This is a genomic window from Orenia metallireducens (genome assembly GCF_001693735.1).
In the GTDB taxonomy this organism is placed as follows: domain Bacteria; phylum Bacillota; class Halanaerobiia; order Halobacteroidales; family Halobacteroidaceae; genus Orenia; species Orenia metallireducens.
The window spans coordinates 37,445-61,763 of the sequence record NZ_LWDV01000009.1; the positions used below are offsets into that span (position 1 = coordinate 37,445).

Consider the following 24,319-nt stretch of genomic DNA (forward strand, 5'->3'; position numbering starts at 1 on the left):
GTCTTATAGATTTCTAGTTAAAATCTTTGATAATATAGAAAGATTGCAGAATCCTTTAGAGTAATGAATGATTATGATTGATATTAAGTAGATGGAGAAGTTAAATATTATATCTAATTGGGAAGGGATGTGATAGTAATGAAGATTTTTAACTTTTTAAAGTCGGTTGATATGATTTCAAAGTTAAATTCTAATAAGGGCTTTAAAATTGCTTTTATAGCAAAGCTAACTGTTAATAAGCAGTTTAAGGTTGGGTTTGTATCATTATTATTAATTATGCTCATTGTTGGCTTTTTTGTAGTCTCCAATACAAATCAGATGAAAAAAGATATTGAGTTCTTAAATTCTAAACTGGTTCCTGCAGTAAAAATAGTAACTAATGTTGATAGTGGATTATCCAAAGAGCTTAAGAGGATTTATGGAGAAGAGGCAGGATTATCTTTTTCAGATTCTGAAGGTATTACAGATCAAAAGCGTTTTGCTCAGATAGGAAAGAATATAGAAAGATTAAAAGAATATATACAAGATGAAAAAGTATTAAAAGCCTTAAATGTTTTACAGAGTTATAATAATAATTTTGCAGCATTGAATAAAGAACGGAAAGATAGTACAGGAATGATAAGAAATATGGTTTTGGAAGATCTAAGTATATTAGAGAATAATATCAGTACAGTTAATGAACATTTAAAAGAGTATAATTGGAATCGGTTATATAAGACTTTTGATCAAGTTATTAAGCAAATTGAAGATAATAGACAGAAGGTAATAATCTTTAATCTTATAGGGATGGTAATTACTTTTGTTTTAGGTTTAACTATCAATAAAGCTATTAATAAGGTTACTAATAAGATTAAGGATGAGACGTATCAAGCTGCTAATAAGGCAGAAGCAGTGAGTAATTCTGCTGAAGATATGAAGTTTATTGCTGATAAGTTAGAGGATAAAGTGACCAAAAGCTATGAAGTAATTCAAAATCTTATGTCTGGAAATAATGAGATATCAGAAGCTGTAGAGGAAGTAGCTATAGCTATTAGAGAGGTAGCAACGGGAATTACAGAATTATCAGAGAAAGCAGAGTTTATCTCTTTATCTGGAAAGAGTACTTATGATACTATACAAGTTACTAATCAAAGAATTAAATCAGGAGCAGAGATTGTCAATAGAGCATCAGATGTTATGGGAGATTTGAAGATTAGTGTAAGTAAGATTAATAAGATTTCAGATAAGATTATGAAAATAACAGATCAAACGAATTTATTGGCTTTAAATGCTGCAATTGAAGCAGCTAGAGCAGGAGATGCTGGTCGAGGTTTTGCGGTAGTAGCAGAAGAGATTAAGGATTTAGCTGATGAAAGTATGGAAGCAACTAAAGAGGTAAAGAAAATGACCAATGAAATAGAGGATGTTGTAAAGATAGTAGTAAATATGATGTCAAAGTCTAGTGACAAAGATGATAATGTAGTCAATATTTTCAATGATATTAATAATTTGGTTACTGATATTACTAATAGAATGGGGGAGGTTACTGACTCTGCTCAAGACCAAGCTAGTGCTAGTGAACAGATGAGTTCTTGGGTTGAACAAATCTCTGCCTCAAGTGAAGAGGTATCTAGTCAAACTCAGGAGGCGTTAGTTTCTGTACAGCAAATGGGTGGAATAATCAAGGAGTTAACCAATGCAAACACAGAATTATATTTTAAGATTAAAGAACAGGCTAAAATATCTAAAGAACAGCTGTATTTAATCAATAATGTGGTAGAAGCCAATTATGATTTAAAATAATAGATTAAGGAAAGTGTTGGTGAAGAGATGGTGTATGGTAAAAAAAGATGCATCTTTTTTTTAGTTTAACTTTGATTTTAATTACTTTAATTATAGGGTGTAGGAATAATGATGAATTAACTTTAGAGAAGAGCATTTATAGCGACCCTAATATTGAAATTGAAGCTAGAGTGGATGATTTACTCAGCAAAATGACCTTAGAAGAGAAGATAGGGCAGATGGTTCAAGCTGAGAGAAATGGAATTGAAGAAGGAGATATAAAGAAATATAAGCTTGGGTCACTTTTAAGTGGAGGTGGGTCAGTTCCAAAAGGGAATACACCTAAAGCTTGGGTAGATATGTATAATAAGTTCCAAGCTGAAGCATTAAGTACTAGACTGACTATTCCTCTGGTCTATGGAGTGGATGCAGTTCATGGACATAATAATGTTAAAGGGGCAACTATCTTTCCTCATAATATTGGATTAGGTGCTACTTTTGATGCTGACTTGGTAGAAAGGGTTGCCCAGATAACTGCTAAAGAGGTTGCAGCTACTGGTCTAGATTGGGACTTTGCACCTTGTGTTGCTGTTTCTCGTGATGAACGATGGGGGAGAGCCTATGAAAGTTTTGGAGAATCACCAGAATTACAAGAGCTTTTAGCAGGAGCCTATATAAGAGGATTACAAGGTCCAAATGCTGAGATGGGTGGGAAGTATGTTATTGCAACAGCCAAACACTTTATTGGTGATGGTGGAACTGATTGGGGCACAGGTGATGCGGGTTATATAATTGATAGAGGAGATCTAACCATTGATGAAAAGAGTTTACGAGCAATTCATCTGCCTGGCTATATTAAAGCTATCGAAGAGAATGTAGGAACGATAATGGCTTCTTTTAGTAGCTATCAGGGTAAGAAAATGCATGCTCATAAGTATCTATTAACGGATTTATTAAAAGGTGAGCTTGGTTTTGAAGGATATATTATCTCTGACTGGGAAGCTATGAATGAAATCGCTGCTCCTACTTATTATGATAAGATAGTCAAGTCAGTAAATGCTGGTGTTGATATGTTTATGGAGCCCTATAGATGGAAAGAGCTTATTGATGTTATGAAGAAGGCAGTTGATAATGGAGATGTGAGTATAGCAAGAGTTGATGATGCTGTCAGAAGGATTTTAAGAATTAAGTTTAAAGCTGGTTTATTCGAGAATCCATTGGCAGATAGTGAAGTATTAAATGAAGGTAGCTTTGGTTCCAAGGAGCATAGAGAGATAGCTAGAGAGGCTGTCAGAAAATCACTAGTTCTACTAAAGAATAAGGGTAATATATTACCTTTAACTAAAGATTATAAGGTTTATGTATCAGGTTCTAATGCTGATGATATAGGTAATCAATCAGGAGGTTTGACTATTGAGTGGCAAGGTAGAAGTGGTAATATTACTTCTGGAACTACAATCTTAGATGGTATAAAAGAAGCGATTAAAGGTCATGGAGAAGTGGTAGATGATATAAGTAAAGCAGATGTAGCTATAGCTGTAATTGGGGAAAGACCTTATGCTGAAGGCAAGGGAGATGATGGAGAGTTATCCCTTGGCTATCAAGATCTTCTTACTCTGCAAGAAATCAAGGAATCAGGAAAACCTGTAGTAGTGATTATGGTATCAGGTAGACCATTAATCATTAGTGATTATATTGATGACTGGGATGCCTTTGTGGTAGCCTGGTTGCCAGGAAGTGAAGGCCAAGGGGTAGCTGATCTAATCTTTGGCGATTATAATTTCACAGGTAAATTACCTGTATCTTGGCCAAGAAGTATTGATCAACTCCCTATTAATATAAATGATAAAGATTATAATCCATTATTTGAATATGGGTATGGATTAGAGATGGATTTAGAAGATTAAAGAGTAGTTTGATTAGGTGGGAATTGATAGTTTTTTATATTCTAGAAATTTTGATGATGGTAAAATATTGTTGATATTTTGCCATCATTATTTTTTAACTATTTAATATACAATATATGTAAGGGGTGGTGAGATAGATTATGAATGATTCTTTTATTCAAGTATCAGGAGAAGATTTAGTTTATCAAGGAGAAAAGATAAGGCTAAGAGGTTTTGGTTTAGGAACATGGATGAATATGGAGCACTTTATGACTGGATTACCCGGAAATGACCAACAAAAAAGAGCAGCCTTTGCTGAAGTATATGATCAGGATAAAGCAGAGGAACTATTTGATAAATATCTCAGTAATTTTATCACAGAGGATGATTTTATCTTTTTAAAGGAGCTAGGAATTAATCTTCTTAGGTTATCATTTAGCTATCGCCACTTTGAGGATGACCAAAGACCTGGAGAGTATAAGCAAGGTGCTTTTAAACATTTAGATAGGGTATTAAGTCTTTGTAAGAAGTATAATATTTATGCAATTTTAGATTTACATACTGCACCTGGAGGTCAGAATCCTGATTTTCATTCAGATAATAACTTAGGAGTCTCATATTTCTGGCAGAATGCTTCTTTACGTAAGAGGGTAGTGAACTTATGGAGATTTATAGCTGATTATTATAAGGATAATCGATATATTGCCGGCTATGACTTGCTTAATGAACCTGTATTTGTACCTGATGCTAAGGTCTTTAATGATTTTTTTGATCAAGTTATTGGAGCCATTAGGGAGGTTGATAATAATCACATCTTATTTTTGGAAGGGGATAGTTGGGCTCAAGATTTTAGTAAGTTTGAGCTACCAAAGGATAAGCAGATTGCTTATTCATTCCATTTTTATCCTCAGTATTCATTAACAGAAGCTTATCCTGCTCCTGTAAAGGTCAAAGAGATAAAAGCTGACCTTGAAGGTTTAATAAATAGATTAAGAGAGAAGTTTCAAAGACCACTATGGTGTGGTGAAACTGGTACTGTTTTCAGTAAATATGAAATTGCTTATGCCAAGAATTTAGTAAAGGTGACTTTAGATATATTAGAAGAGAATAATGTATCTTGGACTTTATGGTCTTATAAGGATGCTCAGGCTATGGGGTTGGTTTATCCAAAAGATGAGACTTTATGGATGGGATTGGTTAAAAGTTGTAGTTGGAATCTAAAGGATGAAAAGGAGCAGTCTAAAGACGTCTTTAATTTCTTAGAAGAAAAAGGTTATGTAGAAGTAATGTCTGAAGAGATGAAGTTTAAATTAGATTTTAGGTTAAGAGCTATGTTACAGGAGATTTATGTAGAACAGAAGCTAAAACCATTATTAAGTGATATTCCTTGGGGAGATATGGAATCTTATCCAAAGTCTTTCTTATGGGAAAATTGTAGTTATTATGAGGAGATAGCTACTTTAGTTAAGAGATATACTTTTAAATAGTTAAAGGATTGATTAGGAGAATTTATGATATAGATAAACAACTATAAAAAGAAATTTAAAACCTTTTTAGACGCAGACTGAAATCTGACCAAAAGCAGGCTTTAACAAATTTAAACTTTTTAATTTTTGGTTAGCTCTTAGTCTGAACTTAGTCTGTGAAAGTGAGTGTGGAGATGAATTTTGTCTTTAATTTGTTTCTAAATAAATTCAAATTTTTTTCATGTTCTATATATAGGTATAGGAATGGCAAACCTAATTAATATCTTCAATCTTGATACTATAGTAGTTGAAGGAGGAGTATCTTACTTTTAGGATTTACTTGAGGATAAAGTTATTTTGGAGATTAAAAGAAGAGCTATGGACTCTTTAGTAGATGATATTGAGATTATTACTGCCAAATTAGGTAGTGATGTAAAAGCAGTTGCTACTGCTTTAGCAGAGCTGAAATTATTAAATTAAGTATTTGAATTATTATCTTATTTCTACTAGGTAACTCTATAATTATAAAATAATGATAAAAACAGGGGGAATTTCCCCTGTTTTTATTTTGAATAATGAAAGATAATTATCTTAAATGATCTTGGTAAAATGGGTGTAAAGGTTAATAATCTTAAAATAATATGGTTTTTGTGAAATTATCTTAATTCTAAATAATTTAAGATTAAGAACAAGATGATATATTCTCTGATTAATTGCACTAAACTTTTATTGAACTAGTAGCTTTATCTTTATTAACATTTATTTTATAGTTTAACAAATTTATAAAAGTTATTGTCGCAAAGCAGGAAAAAATGTATTAATTAAAGAAATCTAATAGAGCACATTGGATAAAAAATCAGAATTATGTAAATTTATATAAATTTAGAGGGGATAAAATGAAACCAATGTATAAAGGAAACCAAGGATATGCCTTGATAATAGTCTTATGGTCTATGGTTATTCTCAGTATTATTTTTGTCAACTTAGTAGACGAAATTCATTTAACTAGTTTATTACTTAGGAATAATCTAGATAGCCAAAATGCTTATCAAACTTTAGTTTCAGGATTTACATTAGGAGTTAATGAATTGAAGGCTGATAATAATAATCATGATAATAAAGAGGATCAATGGGTTAAAGCAATAGAAGGAGAACTAAATAACTTTAAATATCGAGTAAAAATCGAAGATATAGGAAGTAAATTAAATATTAATTACCTATCAGTAGAAGATTTACAGAACCTTAATTGGTGGGATAAAGAGGTAGAAGGATATTTTAAAGAGAGGTTAATTCCAGAATTAATACTTTTAAAGGAAATTATAGGTGATGATTATTCCAAAGTTGAAGAGGTTTTTACTACCTATGGAGCTTTTAACTTAAATAATAATAGTTTAGAAAGACTAAAGGTACTGATGGATTTTTTAGATATAGATCAGTTTGAAAGTCAATTAATCCTTAATTTTTTAGATAAAAAACGGAAGGAAAAAGGTATTGTTAGTAAGATTAATGACTTACAGGTTCTTTATTTACAAGGGCTTAGTATGAGCACATTAGATAAGCTAAAGAATTATATTAGTACACAAGGGAGTATTAATATTAATTTTGCTTCATCAGAAACTTTGGAGCTATTATTTAAGATATTAAAGGTAAATAGGGCTGATAGAATTAAAATATTAGAGGCAAATAGAAGGGGTAATATCAAAAAGATATCCCAACTGAAGATTTCAAATCAAGCTATTAAAAGTTATTTTACTACTGAGTCAAGATACTTTTTGATAGAAGTCCAATGCTATAATTTAAGCGGTAAGAAGGTGAAAGAGTTAAGAAGTACAGTAAAAAGAGTAAGAAATGATAAAAACCAATGGGAGATAAAGATATTAAGATGGTCTGAGAAGTAATTTGGAGGTGAGAATTTTGTCAGGTAGAGTAAGATTCTTTTTAAATATAATTCTATTAGCCATTATAGTTAGCAGTCTAGTCTATTGTTGGAATCTTTGGCAAGAGTTTAAACTGGATGATAAAGCTATAGTAACTTTAAGTTTAAACCTAGAAGAGTTAGAGATAAAATTAGATAATATCAATCCAGTAGTTGAAGCTAGTGGTAATAATACCACAAAAGATTGGCAGGGTATAGTTGCTAACAACTATTTTAATTTGAAAGAAGAATTAAAGAAAGAGAAGGTAGAAGAGGTTAAAAAAGAGGAAAGAGTAGTTGATAACTCTCCAGATACCTATTTGCCTAATTTCTTAAGAAATAATAATTCTAAGAAATTGAATTTACGTTTAGAGGCTATCTCTGAAATTGGGAGTAATAGTAGAGCACTTATAGCTGATAAAGAGACTAATAAGACCTATATCTTAAGTTTAGGTCAGAAGATTGATAATTATAAAGTTCATGAAATTAAAAAAGGACAAGTTATCTTAATAGATGATAAGCAAAAAGAGTTTATCTTAGAATTTAATAAATAATTAGTTAGGGTGAAGATCATGGATTACGAAAATTTAGTTGAGAAGATTGATATAAAATCAATAACCAATTTCCCCAAGGAGATATTAAAGGAATATAATTTACTTCCAATAAAGAATGATAGTGCTAAGGTGATGTTTATAACTGACAAAAGACCTCCATTAAATATTATCGATGATTTAAGAGTCTATTCTAATTCTCAAATAGAATTTAGATTAATAGCTACTGCTTTAATAAAGGTTTTAATTGGTGAGTATTTGGAGGCTCCTTTAGATACAGTAGAAGGTATGCTAAGTGATTTTAAAGAGAATGAGTTAGATGAATATATCAACCTTAATCTAGACTCTAAAATTGAAAATCTAGAAGAATTGGCTAATGAGGCTCCAATTATTCGTTTAGTTAATACTATTATTACTACTGGCTTGAAGAGAGGGGCTAGTGATATTCATCTTGAACCCTTTGAAGACAAGATCAAGATTAGATATAGAATTGATGGTTACCTATATGAAGAACCCGCTCCACCTAAGAGTCTTTTTCCAGCAATTGTGACTAGAATTAAGATTATATCTAATTTGGATATTGCTGAACGTAGATTACCCCAAGATGGAAGAGTTAGAATTAAGGTCTTGGGAAGGGAGCTAGATGTAAGAATCTCTATTATTCCTAATCTATATGGTGAGAGTATAGTCTTGAGGTTATTAGATAGGGCTGAGATATTATTAGAGCTTGATAACTTAGGTTTTAATCAAGATTTAATGAGAGATTATAGTGATTTAATCAGTTACTCTAATGGAATCATTCTAGTCACAGGTCCTACTGGAAGTGGAAAGACAACTACCTTGTATGCTACATTAAATCATCTTAATTCTTCAGAAAAGAAGATAGTTACTATTGAAGATCCAGTAGAATACCAAATAGATGGTATCAATCAGATTCAAGTAAAGCCAGAGATAGATTTCACCTTTGCTAATGGATTAAGGGCAATCTTGCGCCATGATCCTGATATTGTAATGGTAGGAGAGATTCGTGATGTGGAGACTGCTAAGATAGCAATTCAAGCTGCTTTAACAGGACACCTAGTTTTTGCTACTTTGCATACCAATGATGCAGTTGGAGCAGTTACCCGTTTAATAGAGATGGGGATTGAGCATTATCTCTTAGCTTCAGCCCTAAGAGGAATTATGGCACAAAGACTAGTTAGAGTATTATGCCCTGAATGTAAGAAAGAGTACTATCCTAATGAAGAAGAGTTGGGAGCTCTTGCTGGAGAGCTTGAGAGGGTCTATCTTGCTCAAGGATGTGATAAGTGTAACCAAATCGCTTTTAAAGGCAGAACCAGTATTTATGAATTGCTAATCTTTGATGAAGAGCTAAAATCTCTGTTAACTCACCAGAAAGGGGTTAGTGAGGTTAGAAATGCAGTTAAGAAAAAAGGGATAAAGAGTTTATTTGAAGATGGGGTAGAGAAGGTTAAAGCTGGAATTACTACTCTTGATGAAGTATTTAGAGCAACTAAAAATTAAAGATAGGAGGAGTTAGGATGGCTCAATTCACTTACAAAGCCATCAATCAGGATACTGGTCAAACAGTAGAGGGGATTATAGATGCTGATAATTCAACTATTGCTCTTGAAAAGATTGAAGCAAAGAATTTATCACCTTTTAGTTTGGAAGAAGGTACAAAGGTTGAGATCAAAGATACCACTTCTCTCTTTATTAATAAAGAGAATAACCTAATTTTATTTACAAGTCAATTGGCTAATCTCCTAAAGTCAGGTATCCAATTAGGAGAAGCATTGGGTATTACCCAGCGCTTAATCAAGGAAGGCAAGTTTAAAGAGATTATAGTTAATCTAAATAAATCGCTTAAAGGTGGAAAACACTTTGCAGAAGCTTTAAGTGATTATCCTAATTATTTTTCTGATAGCTATATCAGTATGATTAAAGCTGGAGAAGAAGGAGGATTTCTTGATTTAAGTTGCCAGCGTCTAGCTCAAGATCTAGAAGATCATAGTGAACTGAAATCCTTTATTATCTCTAGTTTGATCTATCCAATGATTTTATTGCTAGTGGCTTTACTAGCTATTTTAGTAATGATTACTTATGTCTTACCTAAGTTTTCGATGATCTATGGAAAGTACGGTAAAAGTTTACCTTTCTCAACTAAGTTATTGCTAGATATTAGCCAGTTTATCTCTAGTAATGGATTAATAATAGCAATTATTACATTAGTTACGGGTTTAGGTATCTGGCAGTATTACCAGAGTGAGAATGGTAAGAAAAGACTGGATCAATTTATTTTGAAGATACCTATACTAGGAAGTTTAATAACTGATCTGACTATAGTTAAGATAACTAGGAGTATAGGTAGTATGCTTATTAATGGTGTCTCCTTAATTAAGGCTTTAGAAGTAAGTAGGTATTTAACTAATAACTCTCTCTTTAGAAGAGCCATAGTTAAATCTATAACCCAAGTTCAAAGGGGAAATGCATTATCGGAGGCTTTAGCGAAGACAGAAGTTTTTCCAGAGATAGTGATTTATATGATAGGTGTTGGTGAAGAGACTGGTCGATTAGGTACTATGTTAGTACAGATATCTGAAAACTTTGAAAAGAATAGCCGCAAAAAAATTGAGAAATTAATGAAAGCTTTTGAGCCTTTAGTTATATTTTTTATGGGGCTGATTATTGGTCTTATAGTTATTTCGATGTTATTACCTATCTTAGGGGTTAATAATATCTCTATCTAAGATTCAGTAACAGATAATAAATGATTAGTAACAAGGAAAGTAGGTGGGGTTAAATCATGACTGAATTATCAATAAGTAAAGAAGAAGGGTTTACCTTATTAGAGTTAACGATTGTGATAGTCTTAATGGGGATAGTATTAGCTATGGTCTTACCTACTTTTGATCTATTATTTGATTCAATTACGGGAAAGAGTACAGAACGAAAGATATTCAATATAGTAGAGAAGGTAAGAGATCAAGCTATTATTAGTAATCAAGAACAGACAATATTGGTTAAGGATAATAAGTTGATTTATAGGGATAACGCTGGGATAGAAGAGGTATTTAATGAAGGAATCAAAAGGATTGAGTTAAAGCAGGTAGAGGATAAAAAGATTACTTTCTATCCAAACAGGACAAATTCAGGAGGAGTTTTAAGGGGAGTTTTAGCTAATAATCAAGAGTTTAGCTTAAGTATTAATCCTCTCAATGGACAGCTAAGCTTGGAGGAGTAATTATGAACAATGAAGATGGATTTACCTTGTTAGAGGTTATAATAGCAATGGCTATTTTAGGTATCGGATTTGCTATTTTAACTCAAGGTTTTACAGAGGTCAATGATGGGATTGAAGGTAATAGCAATTATAATTATATTTCTATCTGGGCAGAGAGTAAGATTAGTGAGTTGACCACTAAGATTGAATTGAATAATCATGGTGTCTTTTTTTATCAGAATAATGAATATAAGTGGTGGACTGTAGAGAAGCATCTTGATAAAGATTTAAAGGAGTTAATTTTATATATTGGTTGGCAAGAAGATGGTATAGAGAAGAACTATTCTATCAAAAGAATTCTTATTGTAGAAGATTAGGGGAGAGGTAAATGCAAGAAGAAGGATTTACATTAGTAGAGATTTTAATAGCTATTACAATTGCAAGTATTATTCTGACTTCTGTCTTCTCTTTTTTTAATTTGGGCTTCTCTACTTGGGAGAAGAGGAAAGAAGATAAAGCATTGGAGCAGGAATGGAGAGTAGTTGACCAATTTTTAAAGAGAGATCTACATAATCTATTTACATCAGATATATATAATAACCGGTTTTTAGGAGATTATCATGGTTTTGAAGGAATAATTTTGACAGAAAAGGGTTTAAGCAAAATCAGATATCAGTATAATCCTGCTAAGAATCAGTTACTGAGACAAGTGATTGATTTAGAGAAGGATAAGTTAATAGAAGAGACCCTTTTTTTGGCTGATATTAATTTAAGGGATTTAGAATTTTCTTTTTATGATTCTAAAAATCAGTATTGGAAGAGTGATTGGGAGTATAGAGCTAATCAAGGTCTGCCTTTAGCTGTAAAATTAGAACTAAGAGGTAAAGATATAGAGTTGCCTGCTCTAGTTATTGATATTTATATAGAACAGAAATATTAAAATCATTTAAATTAATCAATTGTTGTAATTAAATTTTAATATAGCTAGTGTGTTGTTATGGGTGTATTAAGATACTTTCAGACCTCACCCCCTAGCTCCCTCTCCTACCTTAGGAGAGGGGGAATTAAAGATTTTGCTTTCCTTTCTCCTAGTGTAGGAGAAGATGCTTTTTTCACGAAGAGTCTTACCTTTTAGACTCGTAGGGGGATTAAGGGATGAGGTAGATGTTTTGAACCTAACTATCAACTATCAACTTTACACTATACACTGAAGTAGAAAGTGTCGCATTATTATTCTTAAATTTCATTTTATAGCTATTTATCTATGGTGAGAGGAGAATCAAATGGGGTTTTTTAGTAAGGAGCATACTTATTTAGAGTTAGATCAAGGTTATTTGAGATTGGTTCAAGTTAAGAAAGATCAAATTATTTATAATAATAAATTTAATATAAAAGAAGAGTTAAAGAAGATAGAGTTACCCTTTTATTTACATCAGCTACCCCAAGAAGTAAAGGGAATATCACTATTAATACCACCTACTAGGTTATTTATTCGTACTCTGCAATTACCAACTAATGCCCAAGATAAGTTGACAGATATTATTAAGCTACAAGTCTTAAAGAAGTTCCCCTATGATGAGAGTAGTTTATACTTTACTTATCATTCAATAAAGTCTGATAATAGGTTGATTGTTATAGTATTTATAGCATTAAAGGATTATATTGACCAACTATATCAGCTTTGTTATCAGGCAGAAATAGAGGTTAAAGCTATTATTCCAATGACTCTAATCTTTAATCAATTACATCAAAAAAATAGGACTAGCTCTAAGCCAGTCTTGTATCTTGATTTGATGGAAGATTATCAATGTTTTGTCTTCTATAATAAGGATGATGCTTATATTAGAAGTAGTAGCAGGGTAGATGACTTATCTAGAGAGGTAGAAGAGACTATTAACTATCTAGAGGATACTTATAATTTAGACTATTCTCCAGAGCTGATAGTAGGTGGGAAGAGAATAACTGAAGAGAATTTAGAAGAGTTAGCTAATCAACAAAATATTCCAGAAACAGCCCATTTCTGGACTGAGCTAGCTAAGGTAGAAAAAAACTTAGATAGTCAGGACTTTTTAAAAAAGATATCTACTAGCAAAGAGAAGAAAGATAGAAGCTTTAAAATAAAGATATCAGCTATAATCATACTAATCTTACTAATTAATAGTCTGTCTTTGATTATGAAATTAAAGATTGAAGATAGAGAGCTTGCTAAGGTAGAGGAGGTTATAAATAGAACACTGCCTTTAGTATTAAAGGTAAATGATTTAAAGATAGAAGAGCAGGAGGTTGGAATAGAGTTAGAACTATTAAATAAAGTAACTGACCGTAACTCTGCTTATTTGCCTTGGTTGATGGAACTTAGTCGAATCTTAACTGGTGATATAGGTATTAACCAAGTAGTCTTTAAAGGTAATAGGTTGATCTTATTAGAAGGAAATGCTCCTTCTGCTACAGAGGTAATGGCAAGTTTAGAAGAGTCTCAATACTTTATAAACTTATACTTTGTAGGTAATATTGTCAGTAAGGGTGATTATGAGGAGTTTAGAATTGCAGGTGATTTAGTAGATGAAACTAAATAAGAGGGAATCTAGATTACTAACATTAGCTATAATAATAATTTTAACTATTTCTCTAATAAAAGGATTTTTGATACCATTATGGAAAAATCATAGAAGTATTGGATATAAGATAATCAAGAGTAAGGCTTTATTAAAGAGAAATGAAGGTCTTTTAAATAATGCTAATCGAATCAAAAGTAAGTTAGAAGGGACTAAGGGGAGGCTACTAGGGGTTAATTCTACTTTCTTTAATCAAAGTAAGGATAGAGCTAAGTTAGAGTTATTAAACTTAATAGAAGAGTATATTCGGGCAAGTGGTTTGGAAGTTAGAGATAAGAGTTTGCAGATGGAAAAAATAGATTTTTCAGAGTTTGATGATGAGCAATATAATAGAGCAAAGGAGAAGTTGACTACAGAGTTGACCCTCCTAGTATGTAGGCTGAATTTAAAGGGAAGTCTTAATGATTTAGTAAGCTTTTTAGACTCTATAGAGGGTAGTAGCAAGTTTTTAAAGATAGATTATTTAGCAATTACAGCAAATAAGAGTTCTACTAAATTATCGATTGATTTGATTATAAAAGGTGTTAATAGAGAAGGTGATAAAGATGTCGAATAAGAAAAGATTAATAAGTTTGATACTAGCATTTGCTATCATCATATTTTCAGCTCAAGTTATTGCTGAAGAAGAGTTGGTTACTTTACAAGTAAGGGATGGAGAGATTAAAGATGTATTGGTAATGCTAACAGATCAAAGTAGAATGAATTTGGTCCCTGATGAGACGGTAGAAGGAAGGGTTACTCTAAATTTAACAGATGTTAAGTTAAAGGATGCTCTAGAGACGTTGACTATAGCTTATGGCTATAAGTTTGAAAAGATAAATGATAATACCTATTTAGTCAGTAAGAAGGAGTTTGAGCAACCCTTAGAGGTTGAGGTAAAAGATAATTTGTTATCTATCCATATCAGTAATGGAGAGATTAGAAGTATATTAAAGGAGATTGCTCAGCAAGCAGAGATTAATATTATTATGGATAATTCAGTCAAGGGGCGAGTCTCTATTGATTTAGATAATGTTCCTTTAAAAGAAGGATTGATGAATCTTTTAGAGGTTAATGGCTTTGCTTTAAGTGAACATAATCAAATCTATCGGGTGATTAAGGTTGGTGAGAGTAATTCTAGAAGAAACTTAGCTATTTCAGTAATCGATGAACAGGTAAGTATCGATGTGGAGCAGGCTGATATTAGTGAGGTTTTGCGGACTATTGCTAAGTTAAGTGGGAAGGATATGGCTCTATATGGTGGGGTTCGAGAGAGAATTGACCTTAAGATAGAAGACCGTTCTATTGAGGAAGCCATTGAGATTATCTTATCGGGAACACGCTTTACTTATAGTAAAGTCAATGATATCTATTTAATTGGGGATAAGAGTGTTAGTAGCCCTACATCCTCTTTATTTACTACAGATGCTTTAATTCCCTTGCGTTATTTAGAGGCTGAGCAGGTACCGAAGTTATTACCAAATAGTTTAGCTAGCACCAATGTAAAGGTCTTTAAAGAGCAGAATGCTATCTTGGTAACAGGGACTGAAGATGATCTTAAGGATTTAAAGAAATTTATTGCTAAGATCGATCAGAAGATTCCCCAAATTGTGGTGGAAGCATTAATTTTAGATATATCCCATAATGAAGGTGAAAGTCCACAAGCAAAGTTGGGTATCGATTATGATGATGAAAGAACTCTATTTGATAGTGTATCAGGGTTTTTAAATTATAAGTCAGTCTTAGAGTTACCCAAGGACTTTTATGTAACTTTACAGTCCCTTGTAAATGCAGGACAGGTTACTGTTAAGGCAAATCCTAATATTACCACCTTAAATGGTCAACAGGCAAGGATTAATGTAGATACAGTTGAGTATTATCAGGTGGTTAAGAGAGATGATGATGATGAAGAGACTATAGATTATCAGAGTATTAATACTGGGGTTACCTTAGATGTTACCCCATGGGTCAGTAGTACTGGAGAGATTACCTTGAAGTTGAATCCAACTGTCAGTAATCCAGGTACACGTCCAAAATCTGGTCCTCCTAATGTTAATAGTAGAGAGATTACTACTACCGTTAGAGTCAAAGATGGAGAGACGATTGTATTAGGAGGACTGATTAGAGATGAGAGTACTACTACTGAATCCAAAGTACCTATCTTAGGGGATATTCCATTATTAGGTAAACTATTTAGGAGTAGCAGTAATGAGTTGAAGCAGACAGAGCTAGTAATCTATATTACTCCTCATGTACTTGATGAAGATAATATGGAGGTAGAACAGAAGAAGCAAGAGATGTTAGATAAAGTAGAGGAAGAGATGGAGAAGGGAGAAAAATTGATAAATAAAGATTAGAAAGTGTTAAATTTATTGACTATTTAACTATAATATTTTTGAATAAAAATAATTAAATGTTAATGTAATTGATTTCTAAAAAATCTTGATAATTATAGGTTTATTTAGTAAAATATACTGAAAGAAGATAAATATTCTTCTATTTGAGGTATTGATTAATAAATTAAATAAAAATTATTTCCTTACGAAAAAGGCACACTTACTGAAAGGTAGGGTCGCAAAGTTATGAGTCTACGGCATAGTAATATGCTAAGATTGTCAGACTACCGAAAGAGATTTGGAGAACCCTATTTCTTTCATTTAGTTTGTGGGAGAGATAGGGTTTTTAGAGTTAAGATTTATAAATAAATAATTTATAGAAAGGAGAAAGAGAATGAAGTGTCATTTAAAGATTAAAATAGTATTAGCATTGTTGATGTTGTTATTTCTAGTTTCTTTTGAAATTGATGCTAGGGATATAACAGGAAATGAAACCTTCAATAATCTTATAATAAGTAGAGGAAGTACTTGGAGGATAACTAAAAATGGTGATGTCACTTTGACAGTTAAGGGTAATTTTATTATAGAGGAAGGGGCTACACTAACCTATAATAAAGCAAATAAAAATAAATTTACTGTAACAATTAATGTTAGTGGAAATACTGAAATTTATGGAACTATTGATTTAGCTGGGAAAGATGGCAGTAAAGGTGCTGGCAATGGTCATGATGCCGGAAGCCCTGGCGAAAATGGTGGGCATGGAAAGAATCTAACAATCAATACAAGAGAGGGTTATTTTAAGATACAGGGTAAAATAACGACAAAAGGTGGTAATGGAGGAAAAGGTGGAGATGGTGATGATGGAAGTGGCGCCCATGATAAAGATTCTGGTGGGCATGGTGGTGATGGTGGTGATGCTGGAAAGATAAAAATTGTGGCTAAGCAGTTCATAGGCAATAGTGATTCAGAAAGAGGTGCAGAAATTAATTCTCAGAAAGGAAGTAAAGGAGCCGATGGATGGCCATATTATAGTGGGAGTTATACCGCTACAGATGGTATAGCAGAAAATCCCATGATAATAATAGGTTACGGTCATACCAATATTTGGGGATATAGATTTCATGTTTCAAAAATGTATCTAGTTCCACGGAAATCTGATAGTAATTTCATAGAAAAAAATGTAATAGCCCCAGCAGAAAGAGAGTTAGCAGATGTATTAAAAGAAAAAGAGTACACCTACACTATGGATTTAAAGAAAAATACAGCCTTCTTCTTATATGACATTTATACTGTTCATTTTAAAGTAAAGGTTAATAACAATATTTATCCAGATGCTAATATAACTAAAGATAATCTTGCCCCTAATCCTATCAGAAATATTACTATAGATGATAAAAGAGGAAGTGAGATATTTATCAATAATCCTACTCCCACAGTGAAATGGGACAAGGTTGTAGATGCTGAAGGACAGAAAGCAATGGATGGTACTAAGGTACCCGTTAGTGGGATTAAGAATTACCGGTTCACCATTTATTCACAACGAAATGGTAGTAAGATTTATTCAAAGAATATTATGCAAGTAACAGGTGGGGCAAATTATTTAGCAGAAAGAACAAATTATTTAGCTGATGGAACTTATCAGGTATCTTTACAGGCATGGGACAATGCTGATAACTTCAATGAAAAAGCTAGGCTTAATTTTACTATCGATACAGTAGATCCTTCTACTCCAGTATTAGATGCTCCTGAAATTGGAACTCAAAGTTTTACTATCAATTGGCAGGCATCAACTGATAATATAAGTGGAGTAGCTAATTATGAAATTGAATTTTATGATGAATATAACAACCCTTTGCTAAAAGGTGAAGCCGCAGCAACAGAAGATATGGGTAGCTATACAGTAACTGAGACTGATTATAAAAATAATTTCAGACCGAATCAAAAGGTTATCTATAGAGTCAGAGCTGTTGATAAAGCAGGTAATAAATCAGCTATGGATGAGGGGAGCTTAGTAACTGCTCCAGCAACTGCTAGCATAAAAACTCCTATAAGTACAGGAGGAGAGTATGGAAACTATTATGTAAGAGTAGAAATACCTTCTTTAGAAGAGAAAGCAGATAGATATCGTATTCTTAGAAAAGGGGCTAGTCAAACAAGTTTTAAAGAAGTGAAAAGTTGGTTCTCGATTACACAAAATGAGGAAATTTTCATAGATCGAGATTCTTTATTAGAGAAGCATGGTAAGTATGAATATAAGGTTGAAACGATCAATTCTGCAGGAGATCAGAATACAATTCAATCAAGTAGAGAATATTCGGTTCAGATTAAAAATAACAAACCACAATCTCAAGGTTTAATAGCACCCAAAAGTGGTAGTAAATTCAATGATCGCAGTAAAGAATATAGTATTCTACCTTTTAGCGATGGAGATAGAGATGGACTTGATTATGAATTTATTTTAGAATATATGGATGCTAATGGGGATTGGATTGTAAGTAATCAACTAGATGAGACAACCTTTAATAAAAATTCAGATCAAGTCAGTATCATGGCTAAGAATTTAGATGAAGGTGGGTATCGTTGGAGTGTTGAAGTAGATGATGGTTATGATACAGTAACCACAGATTATTATTACTTTATGACTGATTATACAGCACCTAAAAGCCCTGATTTTACTTTATTAGAAGCTAATATCGACAGTGATGGTATAGCAAATATTGATGATAATGTATTATATACTAATAATCAAAGTCTAACTTTAAAGAATATAATAGTAGCTAATGATGTAGAAGAGGTTAGAGTGTATGAAGATGATAGATTATTGACTACAGCTGTACCTATCAATCAAAAAATTAGTAATTTAGAGGTAACCTTAAATTCTATAGAAGGAAGAAGAGAGATTAGGCTTACAGCTATAGATGATGTTGGCAATGAAAGCTCTGCTAGAGTAATAACTACTATTTACGATCAACAAGCTCCTAACAATCCAAGTGACTTTACATATAAAGGAGGCTTAAATTCACTAACAATTAATTGGAATCAGCCGACTGATCAAGGGGAGAGTGGAGTTGATTATTATAGGCTAGAGTATAAAAGAATTAATCAACAAGATGCTACCTTTATAGCTATAAATAAGGTTAATAATACTCAATATAGTATAACAGGTCTTGACTATAATGAACCGATTTGGGTTAGAATTAAAGCAGTTGATAAAGCAGGAAATGAAAGTACTAGCTGGTTAACTAAGAGTAATGGTTATTATGGGTATTCTTTGCCAGAAGAAGGTGTTATCTTAAATCAGAGTTTTAACTATGGGGAGAGTATAGATGGTGGTTATGACCATACTGTTAATTTAACTTTAAAGCCAGTAAAGGCGGCTGCCTTTAAAATAAGGTGGCAAGAACTTAATAGTGCTAGTAACCCTATCCAAGAGAGTGAATGGATAACCAATAGCAATCAAGAGAGTTTTATTAGTCAAGTTAAACCTCATAAACAATATAATTACTGGATAGTAACTAGAAATGGTCGAGGCGAGGAAGTTAAATCTGATATTTATGGTATTCAAGTACCAAATCATCAGCCAACAAAGCCTATAATTGATCAAGAGATTTATAAATATATTAATCATCTGCCTATCGAGCTTCGAACAGCAAGAGTTATTGATTATGATCAAGATTTATTAAGTTATTACTTTACAGTAGTTGATAAGGCTGGTAACCCAATCGTTAATAAAGAACAGAGTAATATAGAAAATGGTGATAAGTTATCATATCAATTATTAGCTAGTGATTTAGTGGATGGTCAAAGCTATTGCTGGTGGGTCGAAGTAGAAGATGGGTATGGTGCGAATATTTCTTCAGAGATTATTACTTCGACAGTAGATTTAATTGCACCTAGTATTAATATAATTGAAGCTAATGAAGTTTATTTACCAGAACTAAGGATAGAAGTTCAAGTAAATGATAAAATCAGTGGAATCAAAGAGATTAAGTATTATTGGAATGAAGAAGATAATCCAACAACCATAAACCTAGGAGCAGGTATATATCAAAAAGATATTAGTATTGAAGCTCTTCACGGAAATAATATACTTTACTTACAAGCAGTTGATCATGCAGGAAATGAAACTAATCTTTTGAGTAGAAGGTATTTGATAGATAAGACAAAGCCCCAGATAGAGGATTTTAGTCTGGCAGGGCAGTTAGTTGATGGTCAATATTATACAACCAATTCAAATAGCTTATATGGAAGTTGGGAATTTATTGAACCTGAAACAGGCATCGATTATTATAAATATGCTGTAATAACAAAGGATGAGGTTAGTCAAATAGATTCTTTAGCAATAGATAGATTTGTGACAGTTGATACTAATGAGATGGAAGGTGATTTTGACCAAGTTATAGAGATCTCATTAGAAGAAGGTAGGGAATATTATTTAGTTATTGAGGGTGTAAATAAAGTAGGAAGAAGTAGTGGGTTGATAATTAGTAAAAATGGAGTGGTCATTGATTCTAAGCCACCTGTGATTACTGATATTCAATTAGATAATGTAGTTGATTATGGAAGTAAAGTTTATCTTAATGATTTAGCTGGGTTGAGTATGAGTGCAGATATAAGTGATACTGGTAGCGGAATTGCTCAGACCGGATATGCTTTAGCCAAGGACATTAACCAATTAGAAACAGTAGTTTGGTATACTAGTTTAGCAGAATTAAAGAATTTAGCTCAAGTTGAGGATGGAGAAAGCTATTATTTAGCGATTAAAGCTAAGGACAAATTAGGACAAGAGATGATTGAATATAGTAAGCCAATAATTATCGATCAGACAGCACCAGAGATAAATAAATTAATAGCTGGTAATGAACTAGAGATTGATTCGCCAAGTGATCTTTATGAAGTCAAACCTGGTTATAAGATTCCAATTACTCTTGAAATAAGCGATGAAAGTGACTTAGCTAATATTACTTACTCTATTGGAAGAAGTCCAGGAGACAATAGTGTTAGTAATGAGATTTATCCAGATAAGAATGGCTGGATAGAACTAGATACCAATCTTATACAACAGTTTATAATAGATGAAGAGTTAAGTGATGGAACCTATTATTTAAATATCAAAGTCAAGAATAAAGCTAATTTAGTTACAGAATTTAGTAGTAATCCAATCAAGGTAAATAGTAATATTCAACCAAGACCTGAAGTAATAGATGATGGTGCTTTTACAGCAAATAATAAGGAATTACATTTTAGCTGGAATTTTACAGATACACCAGATGAAGTTGTAGCTTATGAATATCAAATTGTTGATAAAGAGAGTAATCTCGTTAAGAATTGGCAACAGGTAGCTATACAGACTGCAGGTAATAGTCAAAGTCTAATAGTAGAGAATTTAGACCTTGAAGATAATATGAAATATTTTATTAAGGTAAGAGCATTGTATCAAGAAAGTAGTTATTCTGAAGTTGGTTTAAGTGATGGTATTGTAGTTGATACTACTGTTCCAACTGGCTTGCTTATTGATGATGGAGAATATATAGCTGGCAATAAGCTTCACCTAAAATGGGAGGCTGAAGATAATGAATCACCAATTAGTAAGTATCAGGTTAAGGTTGGTACAAGCCCTGGTGCTAATGATATAACAGGTGATTGGATTGAATTGGATAACTCTGGAGAAGGGATAGTAGAAGGATTAGAGTTAACTACTAATCAGGTATATTTCACTACTTTAAGGGTACTTAATTCTGCTGGGTTAATTGCAGAAACCACTAGTGATGGTTTTAGAGTAGATAAGACACCGCCACCTGTTCCAATGGTTTTAGATGGTGGAAGTTATAACAATGAAAAATATCTTGCTTTTGATTGGAATTGGAGTAAGACAGATTCTCAATCAGGAATTAAAGAGTATCAATATGCTTTATTGACCAAAAGAGAGGTTACCAATAATACCAACTGGCAATCTGCAGCCTTAAATAGGGAAGTAGAACTTAGTGAAGGTCTAATAGATGGTCAGAAATACTATTTAGCTGTTAAAGCAATTAATGGTGCTGGAATGATCTCTATTGGTTATAGTGATGGAATCTTAATAGATACTAGTAAGCCAAATCCACCAGAAGTAGATGATTTTGTAGACTATCAATTGATAGATAATAATTCTCTATCGGCTCATTTTACTGCTTCTGATGATGAGTCTGGTATTGATCATTATGAATACTCTATAGGAACCTTTAATAATCGTGACTTGATTATTTCCAATAAAGGGTTTAGTGGAGAAGATATTACCGAGGCAGGATTAAGCTTAGATAAAGGTGAGATATACTTTACTACGGTAAAAGCGATTAATGGTGCAGGTTTAGTATCAATGGAGAGTATGAGTGATGGGATAAAGATTATTGATGGTTCTCCAGAAATTTATAATGTTAAAGATTACGGTGATTTTACAACTTTTGCAGATAAGATTATTGTTAGTTGGGATTATAAGTCTTCTGATGTGCCTATTGATTATTATGAAGTTGCTGTTAGTACTTCTGCTAATGAAAGTAATTTTAATTGGACGAAGGTAACTAAGCAACAACTAGTTATTACTCCAGAATTGATAGGTTTAGAGAGTTTTGAAGATGGTATGAAGTATTATGTGTATATTAGAGGTATCAATAGAGCTGGAATTAAGACTCCAACTAGCAAGTTAGGTAAGACTGATGGAATTGTAGTCGATAGTACCCCTCCATCTAAGCCACAGATTAAGCATGATGATGATTATACAACTACTGATTTTAAAATAGAGTGGAAAAGTATAGAAGATGATACAGAGATTGTTGCGTATCGTTATGCAATTGGTACAAGTAGAGGTGGAACAGAGATTACTAATGGGTGGCAGTATGTGAGTACTAATCAAGAACTATATAGCAGAGTACTGAAATTAGATTTAAATCATAATCAACGTTATTATCTAACGGTTCAATCTAAGAATATAGCAGGTCTTTGGTCAGAATTGGGCTATGATGATGGAGTGATTGCTGATTTAACTTCTCCACTTATACCGGTATTAGAATATAACAATAACTATATTACTAGTTTAGAGGAGATAAGGAATATTACTTGGGAGTCAGATGATCCTGAGACTGGAATTACAGGATATAGATATCAAGTGGTTCAAAGTAAAGAAGGTTTAGATTGGACAGGTATTGAAGAGTATGAAACTACCAAGAAGCAATTAACGATTGATATTGGTAATCTAAATTTGATAGAGGATGAGAAGTATTATGTGGGATTACAAGTTAGAAATCGTTTAGGAGTTTGGTCTAAAACAGGATTTAGTCAGCAATTGACAGTGGATACAATTTTACCAGAGATATATCTTGAAAATCAAGATAAAGAAATGGTTACTAATTCAGGACAAATAGATGTGCCATGGCAAGTTAGTGAGGAGGCTATAGTATATTATCGAGTGATAAGACCTGATGGAAGTATGAATCCAGAAGTGGGTTATCATAAGCAAGATGGACAGGCTAATATTCTTTATAATTATCAATTTGATGAGCTTTTAGAAGGAAGCTATAAGTTAGAACTATATGGAGTTGATTTGGCAGGAAATACAGGTCAGAAGGTAACCCAAGAGATTCGTTTAAATGCTAAACCTAGGATAAATGTCGGTAGTGATCTAGCTACCTTTAAAGGAAGAGTAGTTGATTTTGCAGCAATGGTATCAGATCCAGATGGAGAAGTTGTTAAATACATTTGGAGTTTTGGTGATGGTAGTGAGGTCTCTAACCAAAAAGCACCAGCTCATTTTTACTCAGAGCTTGGTAGTTATCAAGTTACTTTAACCTGTATCGATAATGATGGAGGAGAGAGTTCAGATAGTTTATGGATAGAGGTTACAAATACTACTGAGGGTAGTCTGGTAATGGATGAGAGTTGGTTTGGAGAGATGAATATTACAGGAACGGTTATAGTTCCAACTTGGATTAACTTAACTATTGAACCTGGTACTAAAATTACTTTCCCAAGGGATACTAGTTTAATTATTTATGGTAATTTGAAGGTTGAAGGAATAGACAGTAAACAAATCATCTTTACTACATCTTCAATAATAGAAGAATGGGAAGGGATTAAGATTGATAGTAGTATAAGCCAAATTAGTGTAGAAGAATCCATTATTGAGAATGCTAAGCGAGGGATTACCTTAAATGAAAGTAATGGAGAGTTCAATAATCTAACTTTAAGAAATAATAAGGTAGGTATCCATCTAATTAATTCTTCTCCAGTAATTCAATATAGCCAAATTTTAAATAATGAGCTTTATGGAATTAAAGAGGATGGAGATTCTAATCCAGAGTTACTTGGAAATTATTTTGATGGAAATAAAGCAGGAGATTATTATGATAGTAGATTAACTATTCTTATCTTTGATGAATTGTTGGATTTAAATAGGTAGTAATAACAGGTAACTAGTAACAAGTGACGGGGAAACAGATAAAAGATGAAGAGAGGTAATAATAACTGATTACTCGTCACTTTCGTTACTTTGTTACTTAATTAGAAAGGAGAGAAGATAATGTTTAGAAAATTCAATGCTTGTTTAATAGTGGTA

General features: G+C 32.5%; 15 protein-coding genes and 1 riboswitch. All 15 genes read left to right on the forward strand.

The features are described 5' to 3' along the window. The first annotated feature begins 138 nt into the window (after window positions 1-138). The 15 genes from U472_RS08150 to U472_RS08215 all read left to right on the forward strand — a co-directional run bounded on the left by U472_RS08150 (window position 139) and on the right by U472_RS08215 (window position 24,163). Window positions 139-1,782, forward strand: coding sequence for a methyl-accepting chemotaxis protein (locus tag U472_RS08150; RefSeq protein WP_068717360.1), 1,644 nt, complete (start codon window positions 139-141; stop codon window positions 1,780-1,782). 47 nt (window positions 1,783-1,829) lie between these two features. Then, window positions 1,830-3,668 (forward strand): glycoside hydrolase family 3 protein, encoded by a 1,839-nt coding sequence (locus U472_RS08155; RefSeq protein WP_068717362.1) that lies wholly within the window; start codon window positions 1,830-1,832, stop codon window positions 3,666-3,668. A 140-nt stretch (window positions 3,669-3,808) separates the two neighbouring features. Next, window positions 3,809-5,134 carry a glycoside hydrolase family 5 protein gene (locus tag U472_RS08160; protein ID WP_068717364.1) on the forward strand — a complete coding sequence of 442 codons (1,326 nt, stop codon included), beginning with the start codon at window positions 3,809-3,811 and terminating at the stop codon, window positions 5,132-5,134. Between the two features lie 336 nt (window positions 5,135-5,470). Further along, the gene (locus U472_RS17395) at window positions 5,471-5,593 is read left to right on the forward strand and encodes a hypothetical protein (protein ID WP_281201086.1); all 123 of its coding nucleotides are present in this window, start codon (window positions 5,471-5,473) and stop codon (window positions 5,591-5,593) included. Between the two features lie 416 nt (window positions 5,594-6,009). Next, complete coding sequence (locus U472_RS08165) at window positions 6,010-7,011, forward strand: type II secretion system protein GspK (protein ID WP_068717365.1); 1,002 nt, start codon at window positions 6,010-6,012, stop codon at window positions 7,009-7,011. A 16-nt stretch (window positions 7,012-7,027) separates the two neighbouring features. Further along, on the forward strand, window positions 7,028-7,582 hold the full coding sequence (locus U472_RS08170; RefSeq protein WP_068717368.1) for a hypothetical protein: 555 nt from the start codon (window positions 7,028-7,030) through the stop codon (window positions 7,580-7,582). Window positions 7,583-7,600: 18 nt separating this feature from the next. After that, window positions 7,601-9,103, forward strand: a complete 1,503-nt coding sequence (locus tag U472_RS08175) for a GspE/PulE family protein (protein ID WP_068717370.1) — start codon at window positions 7,601-7,603, stop codon at window positions 9,101-9,103. Between the two features lie 17 nt (window positions 9,104-9,120). Continuing rightward, the gene (locus tag U472_RS08180) at window positions 9,121-10,329 is read left to right on the forward strand and encodes a type II secretion system F family protein (protein WP_068717372.1); all 1,209 of its coding nucleotides are present in this window, start codon (window positions 9,121-9,123) and stop codon (window positions 10,327-10,329) included. A 56-nt stretch (window positions 10,330-10,385) separates the two neighbouring features. Continuing rightward, window positions 10,386-10,823: a pilus assembly FimT family protein gene (locus tag U472_RS08185; RefSeq protein ID WP_068717374.1), complete on the forward strand. Its 438-nt coding sequence runs from the start codon at window positions 10,386-10,388 to the stop codon at window positions 10,821-10,823. A gap of 2 nt (window positions 10,824-10,825) precedes the next feature. After that, entirely contained in the window at window positions 10,826-11,179 is a 354-nt protein-coding gene (locus U472_RS08190; protein WP_068717376.1) for a type II secretion system protein, read from the forward strand. A gap of 11 nt (window positions 11,180-11,190) precedes the next feature. After that, the gene (locus U472_RS08195; protein ID WP_068717378.1) at window positions 11,191-11,742 is read left to right on the forward strand and encodes a prepilin-type N-terminal cleavage/methylation domain-containing protein; all 552 of its coding nucleotides are present in this window, start codon (window positions 11,191-11,193) and stop codon (window positions 11,740-11,742) included. 343 nt (window positions 11,743-12,085) lie between these two features. After that, window positions 12,086-13,378, forward strand: a complete 1,293-nt coding sequence (locus tag U472_RS08200; protein WP_068717380.1) for a hypothetical protein — start codon at window positions 12,086-12,088, stop codon at window positions 13,376-13,378. After that, window positions 13,365-13,973 (forward strand): hypothetical protein, encoded by a 609-nt coding sequence (locus tag U472_RS08205; protein ID WP_068717382.1) that lies wholly within the window; start codon window positions 13,365-13,367, stop codon window positions 13,971-13,973. The genes U472_RS08200 and U472_RS08205 overlap by 14 nt, the downstream gene beginning before the upstream one ends. Then, complete coding sequence (locus U472_RS08210; RefSeq protein WP_068717383.1) at window positions 13,963-15,753, forward strand: secretin and TonB N-terminal domain-containing protein; 1,791 nt, start codon at window positions 13,963-13,965, stop codon at window positions 15,751-15,753. Before U472_RS08205 ends, U472_RS08210 begins: the two co-directional genes overlap by 11 nt. Window positions 15,754-15,935: 182 nt before the next feature. Further along, a riboswitch (cyclic di-GMP riboswitch) is annotated at window positions 15,936-16,024 on the forward strand. 102 nt (window positions 16,025-16,126) lie between these two features. Next, window positions 16,127-24,163, forward strand: a complete 8,037-nt coding sequence (locus U472_RS08215) for a fibronectin type III domain-containing protein (protein ID WP_068717385.1) — start codon at window positions 16,127-16,129, stop codon at window positions 24,161-24,163. The last annotated feature ends 156 nt before the right edge of the window (window positions 24,164-24,319 follow it).

Excerpts from the sequence above, each read along its gene's own strand:
- U472_RS08150 (WP_068717360.1), top strand. The coding sequence starts at position 139 with ATGAAGATTTTTAACTTTTTAAAGTCGGTTGATATGATTTCAAAGTTA.
- U472_RS08155 (WP_068717362.1), top strand. The coding sequence starts at position 1,830 with ATGCATCTTTTTTTTAGTTTAACTTTGATTTTAATTACTTTAATTATA.
- U472_RS08160 (WP_068717364.1), top strand. The coding sequence starts at position 3,809 with ATGAATGATTCTTTTATTCAAGTATCAGGAGAAGATTTAGTTTATCAA.
- U472_RS08165 (WP_068717365.1), top strand. The coding sequence starts at position 6,010 with ATGAAACCAATGTATAAAGGAAACCAAGGATATGCCTTGATAATAGTC.
- U472_RS08175 (WP_068717370.1), top strand. The coding sequence starts at position 7,601 with ATGGATTACGAAAATTTAGTTGAGAAGATTGATATAAAATCAATAACC.
- U472_RS08180 (WP_068717372.1), top strand. The coding sequence starts at position 9,121 with ATGGCTCAATTCACTTACAAAGCCATCAATCAGGATACTGGTCAAACA.
- U472_RS08185 (WP_068717374.1), top strand. The coding sequence starts at position 10,386 with ATGACTGAATTATCAATAAGTAAAGAAGAAGGGTTTACCTTATTAGAG.
- U472_RS08190 (WP_068717376.1), top strand. The coding sequence starts at position 10,826 with ATGAACAATGAAGATGGATTTACCTTGTTAGAGGTTATAATAGCAATG.
- U472_RS08195 (WP_068717378.1), top strand. The coding sequence starts at position 11,191 with ATGCAAGAAGAAGGATTTACATTAGTAGAGATTTTAATAGCTATTACA.
- U472_RS08200 (WP_068717380.1), top strand. The coding sequence starts at position 12,086 with ATGGGGTTTTTTAGTAAGGAGCATACTTATTTAGAGTTAGATCAAGGT.
- U472_RS08205 (WP_068717382.1), top strand. The coding sequence starts at position 13,365 with ATGAAACTAAATAAGAGGGAATCTAGATTACTAACATTAGCTATAATA.
- U472_RS08210 (WP_068717383.1), top strand. The coding sequence starts at position 13,963 with ATGTCGAATAAGAAAAGATTAATAAGTTTGATACTAGCATTTGCTATC.
- U472_RS08215 (WP_068717385.1), top strand. The coding sequence starts at position 16,127 with ATGAAGTGTCATTTAAAGATTAAAATAGTATTAGCATTGTTGATGTTG.